This is a genomic window from Spirosoma horti (genome assembly GCF_054776595.1).
In genome coordinates, this window is sequence record NZ_BAAHBQ010000013.1 from 102,443 (window position 1) to 125,853 (window position 23,411).

General features: G+C 51.3%; 16 protein-coding genes. 11 read left to right on the forward strand and 5 right to left on the reverse strand.

The features are described from left to right. From ACYVAM_RS29940 to ACYVAM_RS29950, 3 genes are all read right to left on the reverse strand, one after another. Window positions 1-1,236, reverse strand: a complete 1,236-nt coding sequence (locus tag ACYVAM_RS29940; RefSeq protein ID WP_461073833.1) for a glycosyltransferase family 4 protein — start codon at window positions 1,234-1,236, stop codon at window positions 1-3. Between the two features lie 68 nt (window positions 1,237-1,304). Beyond that, complete coding sequence (locus ACYVAM_RS29945; RefSeq protein ID WP_461073834.1) at window positions 1,305-1,955, reverse strand: glycosyltransferase; 651 nt, start codon at window positions 1,953-1,955, stop codon at window positions 1,305-1,307. Further along, entirely contained in the window at window positions 1,948-3,138 is a 1,191-nt protein-coding gene (locus ACYVAM_RS29950; RefSeq protein WP_461073835.1) for a glycosyltransferase family 2 protein, read from the reverse strand. The genes ACYVAM_RS29945 and ACYVAM_RS29950 overlap by 8 nt, the downstream gene beginning before the upstream one ends. A 244-nt stretch (window positions 3,139-3,382) precedes the next feature. Here ACYVAM_RS29950 and ACYVAM_RS29955 point away from each other — a divergent pair, with 244 nt between their 5' ends. The 9 genes from ACYVAM_RS29955 (at window position 3,383) to ACYVAM_RS29995 (ending at window position 14,112) form a co-directional block, all read left to right on the forward strand. Beyond that, complete coding sequence (locus ACYVAM_RS29955) at window positions 3,383-4,582, forward strand: glycosyltransferase (RefSeq protein ID WP_461073836.1); 1,200 nt, start codon at window positions 3,383-3,385, stop codon at window positions 4,580-4,582. 420 nt (window positions 4,583-5,002) lie between these two features. Further along, window positions 5,003-5,449: a cold-shock protein gene (locus ACYVAM_RS29960; protein WP_461073837.1), complete on the forward strand. Its 447-nt coding sequence runs from the start codon at window positions 5,003-5,005 to the stop codon at window positions 5,447-5,449. A 119-nt stretch (window positions 5,450-5,568) separates the two neighbouring features. Next, complete coding sequence (locus ACYVAM_RS29965; RefSeq protein ID WP_460940605.1) at window positions 5,569-5,748, forward strand: hypothetical protein; 180 nt, start codon at window positions 5,569-5,571, stop codon at window positions 5,746-5,748. An 88-nt stretch (window positions 5,749-5,836) separates the two neighbouring features. Then, window positions 5,837-6,529 carry a response regulator transcription factor gene (locus tag ACYVAM_RS29970; protein WP_461073838.1) on the forward strand — a complete coding sequence of 231 codons (693 nt, stop codon included), beginning with the start codon at window positions 5,837-5,839 and terminating at the stop codon, window positions 6,527-6,529. Beyond that, window positions 6,526-7,893 carry a sensor histidine kinase gene (locus ACYVAM_RS29975; RefSeq protein ID WP_461073839.1) on the forward strand — a complete coding sequence of 456 codons (1,368 nt, stop codon included), beginning with the start codon at window positions 6,526-6,528 and terminating at the stop codon, window positions 7,891-7,893. The genes ACYVAM_RS29970 and ACYVAM_RS29975 overlap by 4 nt, the downstream gene beginning before the upstream one ends. A 99-nt stretch (window positions 7,894-7,992) precedes the next feature. Beyond that, window positions 7,993-9,243: a TolC family protein gene (locus ACYVAM_RS29980; protein ID WP_461073840.1), complete on the forward strand. Its 1,251-nt coding sequence runs from the start codon at window positions 7,993-7,995 to the stop codon at window positions 9,241-9,243. Between the two features lie 41 nt (window positions 9,244-9,284). Next, window positions 9,285-10,367: an efflux RND transporter periplasmic adaptor subunit gene (locus ACYVAM_RS29985; RefSeq protein ID WP_461073841.1), complete on the forward strand. Its 1,083-nt coding sequence runs from the start codon at window positions 9,285-9,287 to the stop codon at window positions 10,365-10,367. Between the two features lie 20 nt (window positions 10,368-10,387). Next, entirely contained in the window at window positions 10,388-13,492 is a 3,105-nt protein-coding gene (locus ACYVAM_RS29990) for an efflux RND transporter permease subunit (RefSeq protein WP_461073842.1), read from the forward strand. Window positions 13,493-13,719: 227 nt separating this feature from the next. Next, window positions 13,720-14,112: a LytR/AlgR family response regulator transcription factor gene (locus tag ACYVAM_RS29995; RefSeq protein WP_461073843.1), complete on the forward strand. Its 393-nt coding sequence runs from the start codon at window positions 13,720-13,722 to the stop codon at window positions 14,110-14,112. Between the two features lie 49 nt (window positions 14,113-14,161). Here the strand turns inward: ACYVAM_RS29995 and ACYVAM_RS30000 are convergent, their stop codons facing one another. Beyond that, window positions 14,162-15,166 carry a YpdA family putative bacillithiol disulfide reductase gene (locus ACYVAM_RS30000; protein WP_461073844.1) on the reverse strand — a complete coding sequence of 335 codons (1,005 nt, stop codon included), beginning with the start codon at window positions 15,164-15,166 and terminating at the stop codon, window positions 14,162-14,164. Between the two features lie 473 nt (window positions 15,167-15,639). Between ACYVAM_RS30000 and ACYVAM_RS30005 the strand changes: the two genes are divergently transcribed. Next, complete coding sequence (locus tag ACYVAM_RS30005; protein WP_461073845.1) at window positions 15,640-16,494, forward strand: M12 family metallopeptidase; 855 nt, start codon at window positions 15,640-15,642, stop codon at window positions 16,492-16,494. 104 nt (window positions 16,495-16,598) lie between these two features. Here ACYVAM_RS30005 and ACYVAM_RS30010 read toward each other — a convergent pair whose 3' ends face one another. Next, window positions 16,599-20,651, reverse strand: a complete 4,053-nt coding sequence (locus ACYVAM_RS30010; protein WP_461073846.1) for an SdrD B-like domain-containing protein — start codon at window positions 20,649-20,651, stop codon at window positions 16,599-16,601. A 184-nt stretch (window positions 20,652-20,835) separates the two neighbouring features. Between ACYVAM_RS30010 and priA the strand changes: the two genes are divergently transcribed. Continuing rightward, window positions 20,836-23,397, forward strand: a complete 2,562-nt coding sequence (gene priA / locus ACYVAM_RS30015) for a replication restart helicase PriA (RefSeq protein ID WP_461073847.1) — start codon at window positions 20,836-20,838, stop codon at window positions 23,395-23,397. The last annotated feature ends 14 nt before the right edge of the window (window positions 23,398-23,411 follow it).

A 23,411-nucleotide genomic window follows, 5' to 3' on the forward strand; every position in this document is an offset into this window, starting at 1 on the left:
CTACTGGCGCGCTGCCACATACGCCACCGCTTTATCAAACTTCGCCAGCACGGTTTCCCAGGTGTAGTACTGACGAACGTAAGCGCGGCCATTCTTGGCCATCTCGGACGAATCCTGCGTTAGCATTTGATCGATGGCCGTTGCGAACTCCTCGTAGCTATGATACAGCAGGCCCGCCTGACTCCCCACGATGTGGTCGCGGAGGACGGCGCATTCGGCAGTGGCGATGACGGGAATACCCACGGCAAAACTTTCCAGCGTCACCATCGAGAGGCTTTCGTAGGGCGATGGCATGAGCAGCGCTTTCGCGTGTTGCAGCAGAATCGCTTTCACGGGTTCGTCTACGAAGCCAACCGGTAGCAGATCAGGATGCTCCGGAATGGGCATAAACGCCTGCCCGACCAGCACCAGTTTCAGGGCCGATGGATGCTCGGCTTTGTAGCGCATAAAGAAATCGAACATCGTATCGCAGCCCTTCGCCGTGTCTATCCGGCCGATGTACAGCAGGTAATCGGCCTTGGTGCCCAGTATCTCGCTCACCGGTTGTTCTGCCAGGGCACGGGCAGGCTCAATACCCACACCGACGATGTCATTGTAGATCGATTCATTCCTGAACAGTTGGTGAACAAAGCTTTGTTCGGCCGGGGTATTGAACAGAATGGCGCGCGGTTTCTTGAACAGCGGCCGGAACACGGGCAGGTAAATCGGTTCTTCGTTGTGCGCGGTCGGAATAAGGATGGACTTGCGGGGCGCTACGTCCAGACCGGCAATGGTAGGATAATACAGGTACGTAATGAAGATCAGCGCATCGTACTGTTTGTGATTTCGTTTCAGATAGTTGATCAGGTCGGGCGTGTAGGGGCCCTGATAAATAGCCCACAAACGGCTATAGCGTCGGATGGTTTTGCCGACCAGGGCCCGCGCCCACATCTTGAGTCGGTTTACCCCCTGCCATTGCTCGGGCTGCGACCATTTTATGAGTTTGTGTTGGGCGTGGGACCCCTGTTCGACCAGCCGTTCATGCGCCGTTGCAAATCGGTGAACCTTTACCCCGTTGATGGTTACGGTTTCAGTCGGGTACCAATTGGTCCAGATAACGTAGTCAAGGGCGCAACTGGTCAGCACGTCAACGTCGTAGGTAGCCGCCAGCCGCTCGGCCAACAGTCGACAGTGATATTCGGCCCCACCATTAACCTCAACGCCGTATCGCTGCACGACAAACGCTATTTTCTTCATACAACTAAGCTAACGAATAACAACCGGCTACCGGTGCATTTCCGGTTCATCTCGCCAGCTACCTCGACTCATTCGAGCGTTTGGTAAAACTCGTTTTGCCTTTTCTGCCGCTCAATATCTTTTAGGTGCAAAAGACAAAAATCGTCCCTGTCAGACGGCAGAAAATGGCAATTTTGCTGACCGTCCAGCACTTCGTGTACCTTATTTTTCCAATGAATGATGTGGTTCAACTTAACGATTCGTAGCTGGTAATCCGGGTAGTTGATGCGCCCCTGTTCATCCACCTGCCATTGCCAGGCATCGATCCATTCCTGCGTCAGTCCCTTCACCAGGTTGATCCGGGGTACGGCCAGACAATCCACTTTTGGGAGTTTCCGGAGTACGCCCTTCAACGAACGGAGCAGGCTTTCGGTGGGTAGTTCATCGGCGTCGATCTGGAAAAGGTAATCGCCCGACGCCATCGTCAACAGGTGGTTCTTAAACGTCGCAAAATCGCCGTCGAGCCGCGCGGACTGGTGCGTTAGTTTATCCTTGTATCGGTTCAATACATCGGTAACCCAGTCGTCGGGCCGGGTGCTATCCTGCAACACCAGGATTTGATCGTGCGGATCTTTGTGGAGCAGCAGGAACAGAATCAGCCGCTCCAGTTCCACCGCTTCATTGCAAACGGTAATCCCGTAGGACAGCCGGATACGACGGGAAAGCAATCGGTCAAGCATACATCAGTTCCTTGTGGATCAACCGCGCTTCGTGCGTAGTCGGGTCAATGATTCGGATACGGTACCCTTGCCAGCGAAACGCCGGAAAGATGCGATACCACAGTCGCTTCAACAAAGATCGGGGTTTGGTAATTCGATGATGTATAATCTCCTGAAGAAACATAACCTGCTCCCGTTGCGTCGCATCGGCCTTTCGGCCATCCAGTGAAACCAGGATACCATTCGTACGCTCGGCCGTCAGCGGTTTTATCTTCTTAGCCAGGTCAATAGCCGTAAAGGGTTGCTCCTCCCGAATGTAGGGCGCTGGATCGAGGTTCGTGTAGATGGTTGACGCCCAGGGTTCCAGTTCCCGCAGCGCATCCACCGTACCGTTGGTCAGCACCAAGCCGATGTCGTACGTCTGCCGACGAACAGCGCTGTTACGAAAGCCCCATTTTCGAATGAAGTTTCGATTGGACTGCCGTTCAATTTGCTTCGTCCGGTGTACATATTCATCCGAAAACCGAGATGTTTTACTGACAAAATGATAGCATAACACATTCAGCGCAACAACCATTTCCAGCCCTTTCAGGCCAAGTCGCAGCAACAGATCATCGTCTTCGCAGAACATCGGGTTGAACAATGGATCCAGTCCGCCCATCTCCAGCAGCACCTGCCGCGACGCGGCCAGGAAGAAAATACCCTTGCTGATGCTGACGGCCGTCTGGCCTGCCAGCTCATTTCGTTGCTGTTCAGCCAATGTAAACTGAAAGAAAGCATCCCGCTGGAAGGTAGTTACGTCAGCCCCGAAATCCTGGACAATTTTCCCCGGACGTGGATCATCGGCGAAAATGGGCGGCTCCACGGTCGTATAGAAAATCACCCGCTGATCGGTTTGGAGGGCCGTTAGTTGCTCAATGAAGCCGGGTGCCAGCACCATGTCGTTGTGCGCGAAGATGACATAGTCCGACGTGGCCAGTTCGATGCACTTATTGTAGGTATCCGACAGGGTACGTTCCCGGTCCTCATAATAATACACAACGTGGTCATCCTGCAACGAGTCGAGCCATTGGTGCGTCCCATCGACACTAGCAAAACTGACAAATACCAACTCAAGGGTTGGATACAGCAGTCGGGTCTGGTTATAGAAGTACTGCGTATAAACCAGGTTGTTTTTCACCCCCACCAATACCGAAAAAGTCATGCGTCTGTCACTATTCTTACAACCCTACGCAAGATAAGTCGAAAGCAGACAAAATGGTTACCTGAAATGCCCAAACCCATCCAGCCGACTTCGGTGAACCCGGCTATGCGTTCACCTTTTTTCGTTGTGTAATCGAACATATCTGGCCGAAAAAGTTAATTTTAGTCCCTTAATAAGGAAAAAACACTTATTCGTTTGATCAACCGACCGGCGTGTAGGCTCGAAGTCAGCACGCCGTCACTGCTTGATCGCAACGATTTTATCGCTCCTGATGCGCATTCTGATTGTTCACAATATCCTCTGGGCCCATTATAAATCCAGTGTCTTTCAAGCGTTACAACAACTTACTGACCAGCAGCCAGACACCAGCCTTAGGGTTTTACAGATTGCCCGTAACGAAAAATCCAGGGCCAAACTGGAAATTGCTCCGGCTGACGGGCATACACCGGCTTACACCTATACCTACGAATTACTCTTTGATCGCTTTGTGGAGGAGGTCACGTTGCGTGAGCGATTCAAGGCACTTCTGGTACACGCTCGCGCCTACAAGCCCGATGTCCTTGTCCTTACGGGCTACTATGATTTGGCTCAGGTTTTTCTGTTAGGATGGGCCAGGCGGCAGGGTATTCGGGTAATCATGCAAAATGAGAGTACAGCCGCCGACCACGAACGGGGCGGCTGGAAAGAACGCATCAAACGCTGGATTTTCAGCCAGTGTGATGGGTTCTTCTGCTTCGGAACGCAGTCGGCCAACTACCTGATTCAACTAGGCGTCAGCCCGGAAAAAATTCTGCTGCGTAAAAACGCGGTCGACAACCATACGCTTCAGAGCGCTTATGACCGTGCGCTGGTTAGGCGGACTCAGGAACAGAATCGGCTTGGGCTACGCCCGAATAACTTCATCTTTGTGGGTCGATTCATTGCCTTCAAGAATTTACCCGCTCTTCTTATGGCTTTTTCCGATGCCCTGCAACAATCCCCTCAGTCGGCCGAATGGGGGCTGATTTTGTTGGGCGAAGGCCCGGATTATGCGTCGCTCGACAGCCAGATTAATGCGCTCGGTCTGGCCGATCCGGTCAAATTGATTCCAAGCCGCCCCTGGTATCAGGTTCCTGATCTGTTAGCCCTGAGTGATGTGCTGGTGCTGCCCAGCCTGTCGGAACCGTGGGGACTGGTCGTTAATGAAGCCATGGCCTGCGGGCTGCCCGTTATTGTGTCAGACCGTTGCGGGTGTGCCTCCGATTTGGTTCGGGAAGGCGAAAATGGGTTTGTATTCGATCCTCATAATCAGTCCCAGCTCACGGCTTTGCTCCTTCGGTTTATGAATGGTGATCTTGATCGGACAACGATGCAGGTGGCTTCGAAAGAAATTATCGCACCCTACTCGCCCGAAGCCGTGGCCAGCGATATGCTGCGTGGCATCCAGAAAATAATGGGCAGCTAATTCTCTGTAAACGAAAGCGTATACCCTCGAAAGACCCGCTGGATAAAGGCTTTTTATAATTCTATGAAAAAGAAATATGTTTATTTAACTTTCTGGTTGTTTAGCACTTGTTTTAATAAAAATTAGGTATAGTAACATAAAGCCCCACTACGTTGTAATGGGGCTTTATTGTTTAAACTTCTTAACGGCCCCCTTCTAGCTGCGTTAACGGACCGCAAATTTCACCGGGAATCAGAGGTAGCGTATAATATTGCTTCCTGAATTGGCAATGATCAACTTATTTCACTTGTTTTTGGTTCTGTATATGGTGGGGCGTCTTAAGTCGCCACGTATATCAATTTTCAATCTACCTAGCCACCTCTTTCTGAAAATACCATACCTAGTTCAGGTAGGTTAACCTCACAAGAATAAAACCAAAGAATGGAGACATTTAGTAAAAAAGAAAAAGAGAAGGCTAGACAAAAAAAGAGAAAAGACAAAGAAGAAAAACGAGAAGATCGGAAAGCCAATGCCGTAAAAGGGCAGGGCCTTGACGAGATGATGGCGTATGTGGATGAGAATGGCAACATTTCGTCGACTCCTCCCGACCCCAGAAAAAAGAAACGCATTGATCAGGAAGATATTCAGATCGGCGTCGCTAAACAGGAACCGGTTGACCCGCAGGATTTGATCCGGCAAGGCGTAGTTACCTTCTTCAACGATTCGAAAGGGTACGGGTTCATCAAAGATCTACAGTCGCAGGACAGTATTTTCGTGCACGTCAATGGGTTGAAAGAACCAATTAAAGAGCACGATAAAGTGTCATTTACTATTGAAATGACGCCCAAAGGTCAAAGTGCGGTTGATGTGGCCAAACAGGTTGCTTAGCTTTTAGAATTATTCTAAGGGCTCTTTGACCATAAATGACACTATTTGGCAACAAATGGGGTTGTCTGGATAGACATGTACCAATACGGTCACATGAACTCACTATTATCCCCTAGGTTATGAGCCAACAGACGTACACTTCCATCCCGCCAACCACTGATAGCGTCTACTGGATGCTTAAATCATCGGATGGCAAAACGAGCATCTTTGTACCCCGTGATAAAGAGCTTGATCGGAAGTTAAAGGTAAAGTTTCAGGCCGAAGTTGCAGCCAGAACGTCAGTGAAGCGGAAGCGGTAAGGGACGGATTTAGTGACTTACTTGTTTGAGATACCACAGCCCGGCTCGTCACGCCGGGCTTTTTTTGTACAGTTTTGCGTTGAAACCGATGAAAACCATCCTGCTTGTTGAAGACGACCGGCGTATTGCCCAGAACATAAGCCGGGGCCTGACCGACGAAGGATACGAAACGGTCATTGCTTATGATGGACTCGAAGGCAGGCAACTGGCGCTTTCTCATGCCTTTGACCTACTCATTCTGGACGTAAATCTGCCGGGGCTGAATGGCTATGATTTGTGCCGGGAATTAAGAGCCGAGAACCCTCATCTGCCCGTCTTGATGCTGACCGCTCTTGGTGAAATAGACGATAAAGTAGCTGGGCTTGGCGTTGGCGCGGATGACTACCTGGTGAAGCCATTTGATTTTCGGGAACTGCTGGCCCGGGTAGCCGCCTGCATACGCCGGGCGGATCTACGCACCGAACCCGACGAGCCTGACGACATTATTACTGTGGCTAACCTGACCCTGAATCGTACGACACGGGAGGTGTTTCGGGATGGGCGCGTGATTGAGCTGACAACCAAAGAATTTGTGTTGCTGGACTACCTGATGCAACACACGGGCCGGGCTATATCGCGGCTTGAACTGACCGAACACGTTTGGCGTATGCCATTCGACACGGGCACAAACGTTGTGGAGGTGTACGTAAATTACCTGCGCAAAAAGATTGATCGCGATTTTTCACCCAAACTTATTCATACCCGCTCCGGCTATGGGTATGTGTTAAAAGAAGAATCATGACTATTCGTAACCGCATATCCGGCCAGTTTACGTTAATCGTCGCGTCGATTTTGATCGGATTTTCCTTGTTGATCTATTTGGTATCAGCCACTTACCGGCGCGAAGAGTTTTACGAACGGCTCAAAAGTAAGGCCCGGACAACGGTCCGCTTTCTGGTCGAAGTAAAGGAGGTCGATCGGGACCTGCTCCGGATCATCGACCGGAATACGCTGACGGCCATGATTGACGAAAAAGTCCTGATTCTGGACGATAACAATAAATTGGTTTATAGTAGCGTCGATGACCATCTGGTGCGATACAAGGCCGCTCTGCTCGACGAAGTTCGCCGGACCAAAGAGGTAGAAACCACCAATGGCGACAACGAACTGGTGGGCATTCTGTATGAAGCCAATGGCAAACGGCTGGTTGTGCTGGCTTCGGCTTACGACCAGTTTGGACAAAGCAAACTGGCAAACCTGCGGCTGACGCTTTTTTGGGGGCTACTGGGCGGCATTGGCCTCACCGTCGCGTTAGGCTTCTTCTTCGCCGGACAGTCATTGCAACCCATCGGCCATATTAATCAGCAGGTCCAGACCATTACGGCCCGTAACCTTCGCCAGCGGCTCGACGAAGGCCGACGGCAGGATGAGATCGACCAGTTGGCCGTCAATTTTAACGCCGTGTTGCAGCGGCTCGAACAGGCCTTTGAGCAGCAGCGTAGTTTCGTCTCGCATGCGTCGCATGAGTTACGAACCCCATTGGCCGCGCTTAAATCCGAAATTCAGCTGGGCCTGCGCCGACCACTTTCCGCCGAGCGCCATACCGAAATTCTCCAGAATCTGCTTTCCGATACGGATCGGCTGATTGCCCTGTCCAACAGCCTGCTTCTGCTGGCACGCACACTCGAAAACCTGGAAGCCGTGACCATGACATCGGTCCGACTCGATGATGTGTTCTTTGCCGCTCAGGAAGAATTACGCACGGCTCACTCCGGTTATACCGTGCAATTTCAGTACGACCAGGTTCCGGAAACAGAAACAGACATGGTTGTGCTGGGCAATGAATCGCTGCTGGTTCGGGTCGTGTTGAACCTGCTCGATAATGCCTGTAAATATGCCGCTGACCAACGGGCAAGCGTACGCATTGGGAAGAATGCCCAACAGGTCTGGCTAAGCGTGACCGATACAGGCATTGGCCTGAACACCGACGAGCAAAAGCATATTTTCGAGCCTTTTTATCGCGCGCCGGGTGCCATCAGTTTCAATGGATTCGGAATTGGACTGGCTATTTGTCAGCGTATTCTGGAGCTACACAATGGCCATATCAGCGTCGAAAGCGAACCTGGCCAAGGAAGCACATTCGTGATGGGATTGCCCCGCCCTTAAGGACGATTAAAGAAATCTAATTTTTTTCTAATCGCTTAAAATCGGTCATCCTGATTAGCCTGAGCAACTTTGTGGCTGGTATCAACAAAACCATCCGTAATGCGTTCCTGGATTTTATTTTTATTCCTGCTTTTGGCGGCACAGGTCAAAGGTGGGGACTCCCTTCGTTTGACCCGGCAGCAGGCCGACAGTCTGTTCATCAAAAATAACCTGTTATTACTGGCCGAACGGTTCCGAATTGATGTCAGCCAGGCACAGATTCTCCAGGCCAGCCTGCGCGACAACCCCACTGCTTCACTTGAATTTAGTGCATTCAACAACCAAACCAACCGGGTTGTGGACGTTGGGCGCGGGGGCGAAAAAATTATTTCGATTCAGCAATTGCTTTATACCGCCGGAAAGCGAAACAAACGAATTGCGCTGGCCACCGAAGCCGCTCACCTGAACGAACTCGAACTGCTCGATCTGCTGCGGGGACTTCGGTTTGAATTACGCAGCCGGTTCTATGCCATTTATTTCCAGCAGCAGACTCTTGCCCGGTATGACCGCCAGATCGCTACGATCCAGACAACCGTGACGGCCTATGAGCGGGAGTACGACCGGAACAACGTATCGTTGCGCGAATTACTCCGGCTAAAAGCCCTGCTGTTCCAGCTCAGCAACGACCGTACCGAAATTCGGTTTCAACTCGCCGACGATCAGCGGAGCATCCGAACGTTGTTATCCGTGGATCAACCGATTCGGCCAATTGTTCGCAATGAAGCCCTGACCCGCTATCGAATTCCAGCCCAACCCGAAGACTCTCTTCAACAACTGGCCCTGCGCAACCGCCCCGACCTACGGGCGGCCCAGTCACTGAGTCGACAGGCCGAACTGAATTACAACCTCCAGCGGGCACTGGCCAAACCCGACCTGCGCGTGGGTGGCAGCTACGACCAGAATGGCAGTTACATTCCGAACTATGTGGGGCTGTCGGTAGGTATGGATATCCCGGTATTCAACCGCAATCAGGGAGCCATTCGGGCCGCTCGCAGCCAGATCGGTTATCAGAGCCAGCTTCAGAAACAGCGGGCCATGCAGGTAACCAACGAGGTATCGACGGCGCTGCAAAAAGTCAGGGATGTGGAGCAGATGGTCCGGTCGGTAGAAGGGCGCTTTACCGATCAGTTCGAACTCCTCAATCAGGGTGTGGTCACGAGTTTCCAGAAAGGAAATATCTCGTTGCTGGAGTTCGTCGATCTAATCGAAACCTATAACGAGAGTATTCGGCAACTGAATCGCCTGAAAGCCGACCGCGTCAATGCCTACGAAGAACTCAATTACCTTGTTGGCGACGACCTCTTTAATTAACAAACAGCCCTTATTTTTTGATAACAAACGCTATGTTTCCCATGCGCTTACGTATTTTCTTTATCCTGATTACAGGTATTATTCTTATGAATGGCTGTAATCCCAAACCGGCACCTCAGGAAGCTACCGCCTTCATGCTGTCGGATACGATGCTCAGCCGTATTCAGATCGACACCGCCAGCACCCAGCCCCTGCGTAGCGAACTGACCCTCGTTGGGCGAATCATTGCCGACGAAAACCGGGTGATCGAGGTGTTTCCGCTGGTGGGTGGAAATGTCGAAAGCGTAAAAGTAGAACTCGGCGATTATGTCCGGAAAGGCCAGACGCTGGCCACTATACGGTCGGGGGAAGTGGCCGATTTCGAACGCCAGAACACCCAGGCCGAAGCCGATTTACTGCTGGCCGAAAAGAACCTTCGGGTAGCGCAGGATCTGTTTGAGAGCAAACTCAACTCCCAGCGTGAAGTCATTGCGGCCCAGAAAGAACTGGAACGAGCCCAGGCCGAAGTGAGTCGCATCAAAGAAGTGTACCGAATTTATGGCGTCAGCAAATCATCGACCTACATCGTCAAAGCGCCCATTGATGGTTATATCATCCAGAAAAACGTAAATCAGGGTACGCAGCTTCGGTCGGATAATGCCAATAGCCTGTTTACAGTGGGCCAAATCAGCGACGTATGGGTACTCGCCAATGTCAATGAAAGCGACATTGGCCGGGTGAAGCCCGGCATGACGGCCGAGATGCAGACCCTGGCCTATCCCGATGAGCTTTTCCGGGGTAAAGTCGATAAGCTCTACACAGTGCTCGACCCCGGCACGAAGGCCATGACGGTACGCATCCGGCTCCCGAATCCGGGCCTGAAATTGCGCCCCGAAATGCATGCTACCGTCACCATTCGCTATGACGATGGTGGCCAAATGGCCACGGTACCCGCGGGGTCGGTCATTTTCGACAAATCCAAGCACTATGTCATGGTGTTCCGAAGCCGCACCGACATTGAAACCCGTGAAGTAACGCTGCTGAAATCCCTGGGCGATGTGGCCTATATCCGCACCGGTATCAAACCCGGCGAACGCGTCATTGCCAAAAATCAACTTTTGGTGTACGATGCGCTGAATGATTAACCCACCCATCCAACTAAGCTATGAATGCCTTCATCCGTAACGTAGTGGGTTTTTCGTTGAAAAACCGCTTTTTCATCTTTTTCATGACCATCGGCCTCATCATTGCCGGTGTCGCCAGTTACCTCACCACGCCACTCGAAGCGTTTCCAGATGTCACAAACACGCAAATTATTGTCGTAACAGAATGGAAAGGCCGCTCGGCCGAAGAAATCGAGCGCTTCGTAACCGCCCCCATCGAGATCGGCATGAACTCCGTGCAACGCAAATCCAGCGTTCGCTCCGTTACCATGTTTGGGTTGAGTGTCATCAAGATTATTTTTGACGACGATGTCGATGACTTTTTTGCCCGCCAGCAGGTCAATAACCAACTTCGCTCCGTATCGCTGCCCGAGGGCGTCGATCCGGAAGTGCAGCCTCCGTATGGTCCCACGGGCGAAATTTTTCGGTTTACGCTCGCGTCGCCCAACCGCGACAGCCGCGAACTATTGACGCTCCATAACTGGGTCATTGACCGCCAGTTGCGCAGCGTGCCGGGCGTGGCCGATGTGGTCGCCTTCGGCGGACGGGAAAAAAGCTACGAAATCCGGGTTAACCCCACTCAACTGGCTAAATATGATATCACGCCCCTGGAAGTCTATCAGGCCGTAACGCGCAGCAACATCAACGTGGGGGGCGATGTGATCGAACGAAATGGACAGGCGTATGTCGTGCGGGGCATCGGCCTGCTTACGTCGATTGCCGACATCGAGAACCTGATTGTTGAGGATTTGGGAGGCAATCCGGTACTCGTTAAAAACGTGGCCGAGGTGGCCGAATCGAATCTGCCGCGGGTGGGGCAGGTGGGGCTCAACAGCGACGACGATGTTGTGGAAGGCATCGTGGTCATGCGTAAAAATGAAAACCCCAGTGAGGTACTGGAACGAGTAAAAGCCAAAATCGAAGATTTGAACACCCGCGTTCTACCCTCCGATGTCAAAATGGTTACCTTTTATGACCGGGACGACCTGATCTCGTTCTGTACCCGAACAGTATTGCATAATTTGACCGAAGGTATCGTTCTGGTAACGGTCGTTGTGTTTTTGTTTATGGCCGACTGGCGCACAACCATCATTGTCTCTATCGTTATTCCGCTGGCATTGCTGTTTGCTTTTATGTGCCTCAAACTGAGGGGCATGTCAGCGAACCTGCTTTCTATGGGTGCCGTCGATTTCGGGATTATCGTTGATGGTGCCGTCGTGATGGTCGAAGGAATTTTTGTCACGCTTGACCACCAGGCGCATCGGGTCGGTATGGCCAGATTTAACAAAATGGCGAAGTGGGGACTCATAAAAAAAACCGGTGGTGAGTTAGGCAAAGCCGTTTTCTTCTCCAAACTGATCATTATCACCGCGCTGCTGCCTATCTTCTCGTTTCAGAAAGTTGAAGGAAAGATGTTCTCGCCCCTGGCCTGGACGCTGGGCTTTGCCCTGTTAGGCGCGCTGCTGTTCACCCTAACGCTGGTACCCGTTTTGTGCTCGATCCTGCTTAAGAAAGACGTTAGGGAAAAGAACAATCCGCTGGTCAACTTCTTCGACCGAACCGTGATGGCGGGTTTTACCTGGTGTTTTTCCCATCGACGGCTGAGTTTATTCGCTAGCATCGCTTTCATGACCACCACCTTTTTCTCCTCAACGCTTTTAGGCTCGGAATTTCTGCCGACCCTCAACGAAGGAGCGCTGTGGGTAACGGCCGAAATGCCGATGAGCATGTCACTGCCCGAAAGTATAAAGATGGCGCGTTCCATCCGGGAAGACTTACAGAAATTTCCGGAAGTAAAGCAAATCCTCTCACAAACCGGCCGCTCCAATGACGGTACCGATCCCAATGGGTTCTACTTCTGCCAGTTCCAGGTCGATCTCCAGCCTAAAACAGACTGGAAACGCACCATTACAGTCGATGGCCTGATCGAGGAGATGGACACAAAACTCAAAAGCTATCAGGGCATTAATTACAACTATTCGCAACCCATCATTGACAATGTAGCCGAGGCCGTAGCAGGCTTCAAGGCCAGCAACGGAATCAAGATCTTTGGGAGTGACCTGGACGAGCTTGAAAAGTATGCCAATCGGGTAACGGAGGCCATACACGATGTGCCAGGGGTAAAAGATGTAGGTGTGCTGCGGAACATTGGCCAGCCGGAAATCAGCGTGTTGTTCGACGACCGGAAGATGGCGCTTTACGGGGTAACGACGGCTGATGCTCAATCCGTTATCGAAATGGCCATTGGCGGTAAAACAGCCTCTATTCTATACGAAGGCGAACGGAAATTCGACATTCGGGTTCGGTATGGCGAAGATTACCGGCGTACCGGCGATGATATCATGCGGCTGATGGTTCCCACTCTTCGCGGGGATAAAATACCGCTGCGCGAAATTGCCACCTTACGGGAAGTTACGGGACCAGCCTTTGTCTACCGCGATAACAACAAACGGTTTGTCGGTGTGAAGTTCTCGGTGCGGGAGCGCGACCTCGGCAGTACCGTTGCCGAAGCGCAGCAACGAGTGAGCGAAGCGATCAAGGATCTTCCCAAAGGGTACAGCATCAGCTGGACCGGCGAGTTTGAAAATCAGGTACGGGCAACAGGCCGATTGGGGCAGGTTGTACCCATTAGTCTGGCAACAATATTTGTGATTCTGTTCATTCTGTTCGGAAGCGCCAAAGATGCGGGGCTGGTGCTGCTCAACGTTCCGTTCGCCCTCATTGGTGGAATTCTGGCTTTGCACGCAACAGGCATGAACTTCGGCATTTCGGCCGGCGTGGGCTTCATTGCCCTGTTCGGTATCTGTGTACAGAACGGCGTTATTCTGATCTCGGTGTTCAACAACAACCGCAAAGCCCGGATGCCGCTCGACGAGGCCATTCGGGAGGGTGTTCGGTCGCGAGTTCGGCCGGTGGTTATGACTGCCCTCATGGCGGCCATTGGGTTATTACCGGCAGCGGTGTCAACAGGTATTGGTTCGGAAACCCAGAAACCACTCGCGATTGTTGTTATAGGTGGACTCCTTACGGCTACCATCCTGACGTTGCTTATCTTCCCGATTATTTACCGGATATTCAACCGCAAGCATCACGCACTGACGATCTGACGATCCGTTTAACGTAAGCAACCGAAAGCCCATCTATAGCCATTGCTGTAGGTGGGCTTTCGGTTGTTTACCAACGATATACAGTTATTCAGCTACGATCTTTAGCGATTGACAACATAAATCTTACCGGGTCTTTACCAACGATTATTTTTGATCTTTCTCAGATAAGTGTACTTATAACTGTCTTGGTTGAGCAACGTTTTTAACTTTTCCTTACGCGCAAGCCTATGAATAATAACCTCTACCCTACCCCATCGATTACTGTGCCTACCGGCGCACTGAAAATGTATGTGCGGTCTAGCGGGCAACTTGACTTTCCAATATCAGACCTCATGTTCCTACAGGCAACCGGTAATTATAGCTGGCTCCACTGGAAGGACGGCCAGCGTATACTAATGCCCCGCACGTTAAAATATTACGTACCTCAGTTGCCTGCCAATTGGTTCGTTCGCCTGCATCGTAACTGCATCGTCAATCTTCATTATATAGATCGGATGGAACGCATCGATCCGGACAAAGGAGGACTGGTTCACCTACGGTCGGGGGGCGTTCTGCCCGTATCGCGTCGCCGTTGGTTTACCGTCAGACGGCTGTTTGCCAATCAGGTTCTGTCGAATTAACCCATCGGTGTTTGCCGGGGCCAGCCGACTGCGCGGCCCCGGCAAACACTCAAATACGTTGAATCAACTCGGCCACCTTGTGTACTTCCCGTCCCATAATGTGGTCGATGATGGCCCGGGCATGTTCGCGGCCGTTTTCAATAAATACTTTTTCGGTATAGATGCCCGCCATAACGGTACCACAAACGTATAGACCCGGCACTGTGGTCTCAAAGTTCTCCTTATTATAGCTGGGCACCTGCGTAACTGGATCAAGGTCAATCCCGCATCGACGCAGCAGGTCTGCATCCGGAATGTACCCCGTTAAGACCAGGACAAAATCGGCCGGAAGTTCCGTTTCTTCGCCTGTTTTCAGGTTATTGATCATAACTGACTTTCCGTTGATTTGCGTCACCACGGAGTTGAAGGCTGTTTTTATCTTTCCTTCTTTCACCCGGTTTTTTACATCCGGAACCAGCCAGTATTTCACTGTACTCCGGAAGTCATCGCCCCGGTGCACCACCGTGATGTTTACATCGTGCCGGTATAACTCTAATGCGGCTTCGACGGCCGAATTCGACCCGCCAATGATCACGACATTGGTGAACGAGTATTTGAACGGTTCGTCGTAGTAATGGGATACGTGCGGCAGATTTTCGCCGGGAATGTTAAGCCAGCGGGGCCGGGTAAAGTAACCCGTTGCCATAATGACTTTTCGGGCCTGAAAGTGCTCGCCAGCCGTGGTTGTCACCACAAACAAATCACCTTCTTTGCGTACGGCCCAGACTTCCTTAAACAGCTCGAAGTTCAGATGGTAATAGGCGGCTGCTTTGCGGTAATATTGAAGGGCTTCGTCGCGCCCGGCTTTTACGTCTGAAATGGCAAAAGGAAGCCCACCGATTTCGATATTTTCAGCGGTTGAAAAGAACCGCATACGGCGTGGATATTGCCGGATGGACTCCGTCAGGCTACCCATATCCAGAATTAAATGAGTTAGTCCAGCTTTAGCCGCTTCAATGCCAGCCGCCAGCCCACAAGGGCCTCCGCCAACAATAATGACATCGTATGTTTGCATATAGTGATCGATAACGCGCGATAGTTCATACGGGCATGTCCCACAGGCACGACCCATTGTCTTAACAAGCAAAAAGTCCTCAAAGGTTGCGCGAGTCCGGTCTTTTACAAAGCAATTTTCAGCTATTCTTTTTATCTCCACTCTTACTTGTCAGGTAGCTTATTATCGCTATTCTAGAAAACTAATAAATAACTTATTAGTAATTAATTTACCGTATTATAAATATTAAATATCCACTATTTCCATTTTTCATAGTTAAAAAAAAGACAATAAAATCAGTCTATAAGTATATTCGGTAAGACGAACCATTAAGCTTTAGTCTTTTTTTGTGCTCATTATCAATAGGTTGCCTAAACGAGCATATATAAACTATTTGAACTAATAGTATCTTATAAATCTAACTTTTATCAATTACGTAAATAAACATAGTGTAGACCATTCCGTTTACATCTACATTCTAACTCACCTCAACAATGAAAGCTAATTTTTATCTTACCATTCCCTACGCTTTTGCAGCTACACTGGTTAGCTGCTCACAGGATCCAGCCGAAAAAGCTCCGGACTTCATGAGCCCAGTATCTCACGTCTCAAGGCCTGAAGAGGCTTTCCCCAACCAGCGGGGAGCCTTGCAGAGTGCTTATCTCGATGGACAAAAAATAAATTATCAGCTTATTGGCGACCAGGCTATCTTTGAGAGCGATATCCTTTTATCTCCAGCCAGTTTACAGGAGCGAAATGACGTACATATGGATGGCACGGGGCGATTAAAAGCCTCATCCCGCTGGCCGAACAAAATCATTTATTATTCCATTGATCCCGCCCTTCCTAATCAGGCACGCGTAAAAGACGCCATTGCTCATTGGGAAGCCAACACACCCATCCGCTTCATTCAACGCACAACAGAACGTGGGTATGTACTTTTTCGGGTAGGCGCTGGCTGTTCATCGAACGTGGGCTTTTCAGGGAGCCAGCAGTACATAAACCTGGGCAGCAATTGTACTACAGGAAATACCATCCATGAAATTGGCCATACCATAGGGCTCTGGCATGAACACGCGCGTGTTGACCGGGATACATACGTAACAATCAACACAGCCAATATAGCCACCGGATATGAATCTGACTTTCAGACATATACACAACGGGGGCTGGATGGATTCGACTATCAGGGAGGTCTCGACTTCAGTTCGATTATGCTTTACGGCTCGTATGATTTTTCTAAAAATGGGCAGCCTACAATGACGAAGAAGGATGGCTCACCGTTTGCGAGTCAGCGTGTTAGTTTATCAGCAACGGACATAAAAACAGTCAGGTACATGTATCCATAGATCCATACAGTAAGTCCACATCGAGTTTCTATCAAGATGAGTCATATCCTTGTAGAAACTCGATGTGGACTTACTGTATGGATTTTAACACCCCTATTGACCGCTTATTTTATACGACTGATTGTGAAGGGTATACAACTAGGTCGACTATCGGCACAGGGGTCCCGGTCGACGGGCAACAAGTCTACAGTTGAGGATACACGACAACCACTTATTCCTATTGCCGTTACGGTATATTCGCCCGGAATGGTTACGACTGGTTCAGCTTCTGTACTCGTAAACCCGTTTGGCCCAGTCCAGTGCAATGTAGCACCCGGCGCTTCGGCAAAAAGGGTTGCACTACAACCAACGCAAGCTAAAGCCGCCCCAAAAGCCGTCAATTCTGGTTGGGTTGTATCGGCCAGTACTACGGCCAGGGCTGCTGTCTGATTGGCGGGGCAGGCCGGATCGCTCACCGTCAGCGTGTAGGTACCCGCCACCGAAACGACTGGATTCTGAATCAAAGCAGTGAAGCCATTGGGCCCACTCCAGCTATAGGTCGCCTGGGCCGCTGGCGAGCCATCGCCATATTGAGCCACACCCGCCAGCGTTACAGAAGGTTGCGAACAGGTCAGCACACCATCCATGGGTTTAGCCACCAGCGAGGGGGCAATCTGGATGATGGTCTGCGCCGACGGCCGACACGCCACCAGAGCAGGAGTAGGAAACACGATGGCATAAATATACTGACTCAACACGCCACCCGTGGTGTTGGTTGTGGTCAAAGTTGGATTCAGAAGCACGGCTCGCCCCGTGGTGGCATTGGGTAACACCGTACCCAGCACCACACCTCCGCTGCCATACATGGCTGTCCCCGACTGGGGGCTGCTGAACGAAACGAACCGCACAGACTCGCCTGCGCTCAGGTACTGACTCCCCGACACCAGTGAGTCCAACTGGCTGCCCGAACAGAGGGACACCGACGCTACGGCATTGCTCAGACTGGGACAGAAGCTGGGCACGACGCTAACCTGAGCTGTCGCAAAGCAGCCATTGCTACCCGTGGCCGTCACACTGTACACTCCATCGAGCTGCACATCAGCTTGTGCACCGACGGCGGCGAAGCCATTAGGGCCTGTCCAGATGAGGCTGGCACCAGGGGCACTGGCGGAGATGGTGGCCGTGCAGGTGGGACAGAGCTTAGCCACCACCGAGGTGCTCAACGGGGGCACGACCGTGTTGGATGTCACCTCTGCCGTAGCGGTGGTGAAACTAGCCGGACAGGCCGGGTCACTCACCGTCAGCGTGTAGGTACCCGCCACCGAAACGACTGGATTCTGAATCAAAGCAGTGAAGCCATTGGGCCCAATCCAGCTGTAGCTGGCCTGAGCCGCTGGCGAGCCATCGCCATGCTGGGCCACACCCGCCAGTGTTACGGCGGGCTGCGAACAGGTCAGTATGCCCCCTGTGGTCTGAGTTACAAGCGAGGGCAAGAGACGAATCACAGTGACCGACGACTGGCGACAGGCGGGATTCTCGGGCATTGGGTAAATAATGGCATAGATGTATTGATTAGACGAACCGCTCGACGTGTTGGTCAAAGGGTTCATAAGCACAGCGCGGCCCGTGGCGGCATTGGGTGACACTGTACCCAGCACCACACCTCCGCTGCCATACATGGCCGTCCCCGACTGGGGGCTGCTGAACGAAACGAACCGGACAGAATCAACCCGGCATAGATAAGTTCCTACAGCAGCAATCGAATCAAGTTTTATGCCCGGGCAGAGTGAAATGGTATCTTTTTCATTTTTGACTTCCGGACACGAATAGATCGCAAGGTCATTGGTAAAATCATTTTGACCAGCATTCAGGCTTGTTACGGCAATGACGGCCGAGCCACCAATCAGGTTGGCATCCGAGTCGCGCAAATCAGCATCCGTAAAACCTCCACGGTTAGCCGGTGATACGGTATAATATCGTTGTAAGCTGGCAATTCCTTTCCGGGCCGCCAGGCGACCGCCAGCCGATGCAAGAGGCTTGGCCCCCGCTAGGGTAATATCTAACGTCGACAGTTGGAGCGTATCCATTCGTATTTCGTACTTGTGGTCATACTGAAGGCCACCGGGCACGGTGCTATTATTGAAGTAGAACTGACCACCATCGTGGCTCGTTTGGGTAGCTATCAGGGAGCCGCCATTTTCCATATCGTGCAACGTCAGTACAATCCCATCGATACCCGGCTCATAAGCATCCTGAATACCATCCCGGTTGTCGTCAAACCATACTCGGTTCCCAATTTCAACACTAGCCGCATCGCATAGCGCTTTTATGTCTCCCAAACCACCGGCTTTCCCAAACGAACCGGGTACGCCTTCGAGCGTAAATAGGACATAGTCCCGGTTCGTATATCCTGTCTTTGAGTTAAATACTTTCAGGCCACCCGACTGGTAGACATTGCTTATTGGATCGAAAGCCGATGTGAATATTTCTGAATAACCAGGAATAAACGACAGTGAACCATTGGTTACTTCAGCATGGGCTATATGGTCCACAAAGAACCACTTATCATTGCCGAAAAACTCGCCCCCTACGTTGCTGGCATCAACCGGCCCTTCCCCATTTCCCACCCCGCTACCAGTCAATGGACCCGATTTGCCATTTTTTTCCAACTCATACGTTCCGTTAGTAGCATAGGCCCGCAGCAAATCGCCCGCCGTAAAACCATCATAAAAGCCATTTCCTTGCGGATCATGGTTAGCCACGCTGGCAAGACTGCCAAACCGATCCATAAAGCCAATGAGCATAGACCCATCGTCATCGAAATCCAGATCGGTCAGAATGGGTTGCGGATACATAACAAAATTTGGGGTGTTCCCCAGGCCGCAGGGTGTTGGCCAGGCATCCGTCCAGGGCAACCAATGATCGTATTTAGCACACGTATTATCCGGATTCAACGGGTCGGTGGTCAAATCGGCGCTCCCCCGGCGAAAATCGAGCGGAAAGGATAATACTTCTTCAAACGTCGGTGTCGCTTCGTTCGGATCAAACCGATAGATTGTGGCTTTCAGGTCCGTTTGCAATTGCGACGTTTCGGCCGAACAAACCACACCTACATAGATTTTACCATGGTATACTTTGAGCGCCCAGGGCCGAAAATCGCCGTTTGAACAGCCAGGATCAGGAATTGACCACGATTTGACAGCGCCAGATGAGGAGGGAGTCACGGCTGGTGAATTGACAAAAATGCTGTATAACTTTCGGTCGTTGAGGTTAATGAAATAAATGGTTTTGTCATCCTCCGACATATCCATTCCCCCGAAACTCTGCCGCCCAACGGCGTGCATAGCCCCTGGATCTGTACTGGTCAGGGTTTTATCGCCGAAAAGACCACTATGCGGATCGTCGCCGGTATCAATGCCCAGCGTCCTGACATCTAAAAAATTGGACGTCGTTTGGGTGGTCATGTCGGTGGCATACATTCCTCCCGAACCAAGGGGCCCGAAGCTCATGTGTCGTTTGACGACGGCTGCACTAAACATTTTTTTGCTCCGGCGCTGGTAAGCCAACGCCCAGACAGCGCCTGTCTGACTGCCGGACGCCAGATGAACCGGAGGAAAATTAGAGGCACCTGCCACGCCACTTGCCTGATAAGCAATGTCAACCAGCACATCGGCCTTAGCCGCCTGTTTATCATCGGGCACGGGATTGCCATTCGCATCCGTCGTGATCTGCGTATTTCCGTTAACATAACAGGGAACGACCAGCCGCACACCTTTGGGCTGGCAATAGTCAGCGGGATAATTGATACCAACATTTACGTTGACGGCAGGCGCTTTTGTGAACTGCACACTGGTCCCGCTGCCACTACCGGAAGGACCGTTGTAATCGCCGGTTGGCAGGTTGCTGAATTCGATCCGTACCGGCATTCCTGCCGGCACATCAACAGCACTGAAGGCATAGTTACCCTGCGCATCGGTCGTCGTCTGAATAGGCACCTTATTCAGGTCAACGAATGCACGAACCATGACCCCGGCAACGCCAAGCTCGATGGGTAAGGTATCAGACCGAACTCCATTCAGGTCATAGTCTCGAAAGACGACTCCTTTCACTTGAGCATGTGCCGTTCCAATACATGCAAAAACAGCCCAAAAGGCCACAAACCGGTAAAGTTGTCTCATAAAAAGAGGCTGTTAGTTAATCAGGAAATATGTTACCACCATAACCAGCAAAAAAATATACCTATGTATACTAAACAGGCCATTATAAATCACAACACTGTTCCTTTTTTACTAAATGTGTTAACACCTCCGGATAGATCAGTCCTTTTTAGGCAAAAGGTTTGCCAGTGGCGAGTCGTTTTGTATGTATATTTACTTGACGTTCGTCTTTATTGTGGAAAACAAAGCCAATACATTATTTTTACCATTCGAAAGTGAAGAAATCACATTCTTCGCCGATCTGATTTTACCGATCCCTGTCCCCAAATTATTTACTTATCGCGTTCCCCGTGGGATGGCGGAGGTTCTCAAAATTGGTGCCAGAGTTATTGTTCCTTTTGGAAAAAAGAATGGCCGTGTCCTTACCGCCATTGTTGCCAAGCTTCATAATACGCCACCAACGGGCTATCAGGCCCGTTACATCAATGAATTACTTGATGAGTATCCGTTAACCACAAGTTACCAGCTTGAGCTTTTCAAGTGGATTTCGGAGTACTACATGTGTTGTATCGGGGAGGTAATGAATGTCGCCTTACCGTCAGGATTGAAAATTTCGAGCCAGTCGAAGGTGCAGTTCAATCCCGATTTCGACTATCCTGAATTACTCACCGACTTTGAAACAACCTTACTGACAGAGCTAAAAAAACACTCGGCCTTATCCTACGAAGAACTGGAGCGGCTCATGGGCGAAGGCAGTAACGTAGCCGCTCTGATCAAGTCATTGGTGGGCAAAAAGGCCATTATTGTCTTTGAGGAAGTCCGGGAAAAATACGTCCCGAAAATGATTCGGAAGGTTCGCCTGCACCGCACGTACGAAGAACGGGAGCAGCTTCTGGTTCTGCTGCAACGACTCGAAAAACTGCCCAAACAGCAGGAGATCGTGATGCGCTATCTGAGCCATATCCCAATGCAGCGTACGCCCTCGCTCAACCAGAAAGGCCTTGATAAAACCATTCTGAATCAGGACGATGAGCTCTCCCAGTCATCGCTGTCGACGCTGATCAAAAACCAGGTATTCGAAACGTTTGAGGTTATCCAGCCGCGCTTTGCCGATACCGACGCCGGAACGCCCCAGGCAGAAATAAAATTGACGGACGCTCAACGGGCTGCTTCGATCCAGATCATGAGCCAGTTCGATAACCAGAACATCGTACTGCTCCACGGTATTACCGGAAGTGGCAAGACCGAGGTCTACATCGACCTTATTCAGCAAGCCCTGGCTGGCGGCTCACAAGTACTGTATCTGCTCCCCGAAATTGCGTTGACGACCCAAATCGTAGTTCGGCTGCAGCGGGTCTTTGGCGATAAAATGGGAATTTACCACTCTAAATTCTCGGACAATGAGCGGGTAGAAGTCTGGAAAGGTGTTGTCTCCGGGCAGTATCAGTTTGTGGTTGGGGTGCGGTCGGCGGTATTTCTGCCCTTCGACAACCTGGGCCTGATCATCGTCGATGAAGAACACGAAACCAGTTACAAGCAACACGACCCGGCGCCCCGCTACCACGCCCGCGATGTGGCCATCATGCTGGCCCACTGGCAGCAGGCAAAAGTCCTGCTTGGCTCGGCAACGCCCTCACTGGAAACCTACTACCAGGCCAAACAGGGGCGCTATGGGCTGGTTGAACTGTTTCAGCGGTTTGGTGCGGCAACATTACCCAATATCGTACTGGTCAATGTGCAGCAGGAGAAAAAGCAAAAAACGATGAAAAATGAGTTTTCGTCGGCGCTGCTGGGTGCTCTGGAAGCCAATATGGAGCGGAAAGAACAAAGCATTCTGTTTCAGAACCGACGGGGATATTCACCCTACATGCAATGCGAAGACTGCGACTGGACGGCCGAGTGCCCCAATTGCGCCGTTAGCCTGACCTACCACCAGCGGGACGCGGAACTGCGCTGCCACTATTGCGGCCATAAAGAGTCCGTTCCGCGCACTTGCCCCACCTGCGGCTCAACGAAGGTGAAAACCATTGGCTTCGGGACCGAGAAGCTGGAAGATCAGTTGCAGATTTTCTTCCCCCAGTCGCGGGTGTTGCGGATGGACCTGGATACGACCCGGGCCAAAAATGCGTATCAGCAAATCATTCAGGAATTTGAAGGGGGGCAAGTCGATATTCTGGTCGGGACCCAGATGATTACGAAAGGCCTCGACTTCGACAATGTTAGTCTGGTTGGTATTTTCGATGCCGACCGGCTTATTCACTTTCCCGATTTCCGAGCGACCGAACGGGCTTTCCAGATGATTACGCAGGTGAGCGGGCGGGCCGGACGACGGGCGGGGCGGCAGGGAACGGTACTCATCCAGACCAGTAACCCCCAGCAGCCGGTTCTGCAAAAAGTGATCGACAACAATTACAAAGGTCTTTATGAGGAAGAGCTTCAGGAACGGCAGAACTTTAATTACCCACCCTTCTGCCGCCTGATCAAACTGACCGTCCGGCACACAGACCGCGCCATTAGTCAACAGGCCGCCAGTCGGCTGGCCACTGAACTAACCGATGCGCTGGGAAGTAGCCGCGTTTTAGGTCCCGAAGAACCGCTGGTCGAACGGATTCGTAATCAGTTTTTGTACGACATTCTGATCAAAATCGAGCGGGAGAAAGTAAACATGAAGGCCGTAAAGACGTTCATTCAGGACCGCATCAACGACATCCTGACCGACAAGGGTTTGCGCCAGGTCAGCATCGTGACCGATGTAGACTGTCTGTAAATCGTTAGGGTACT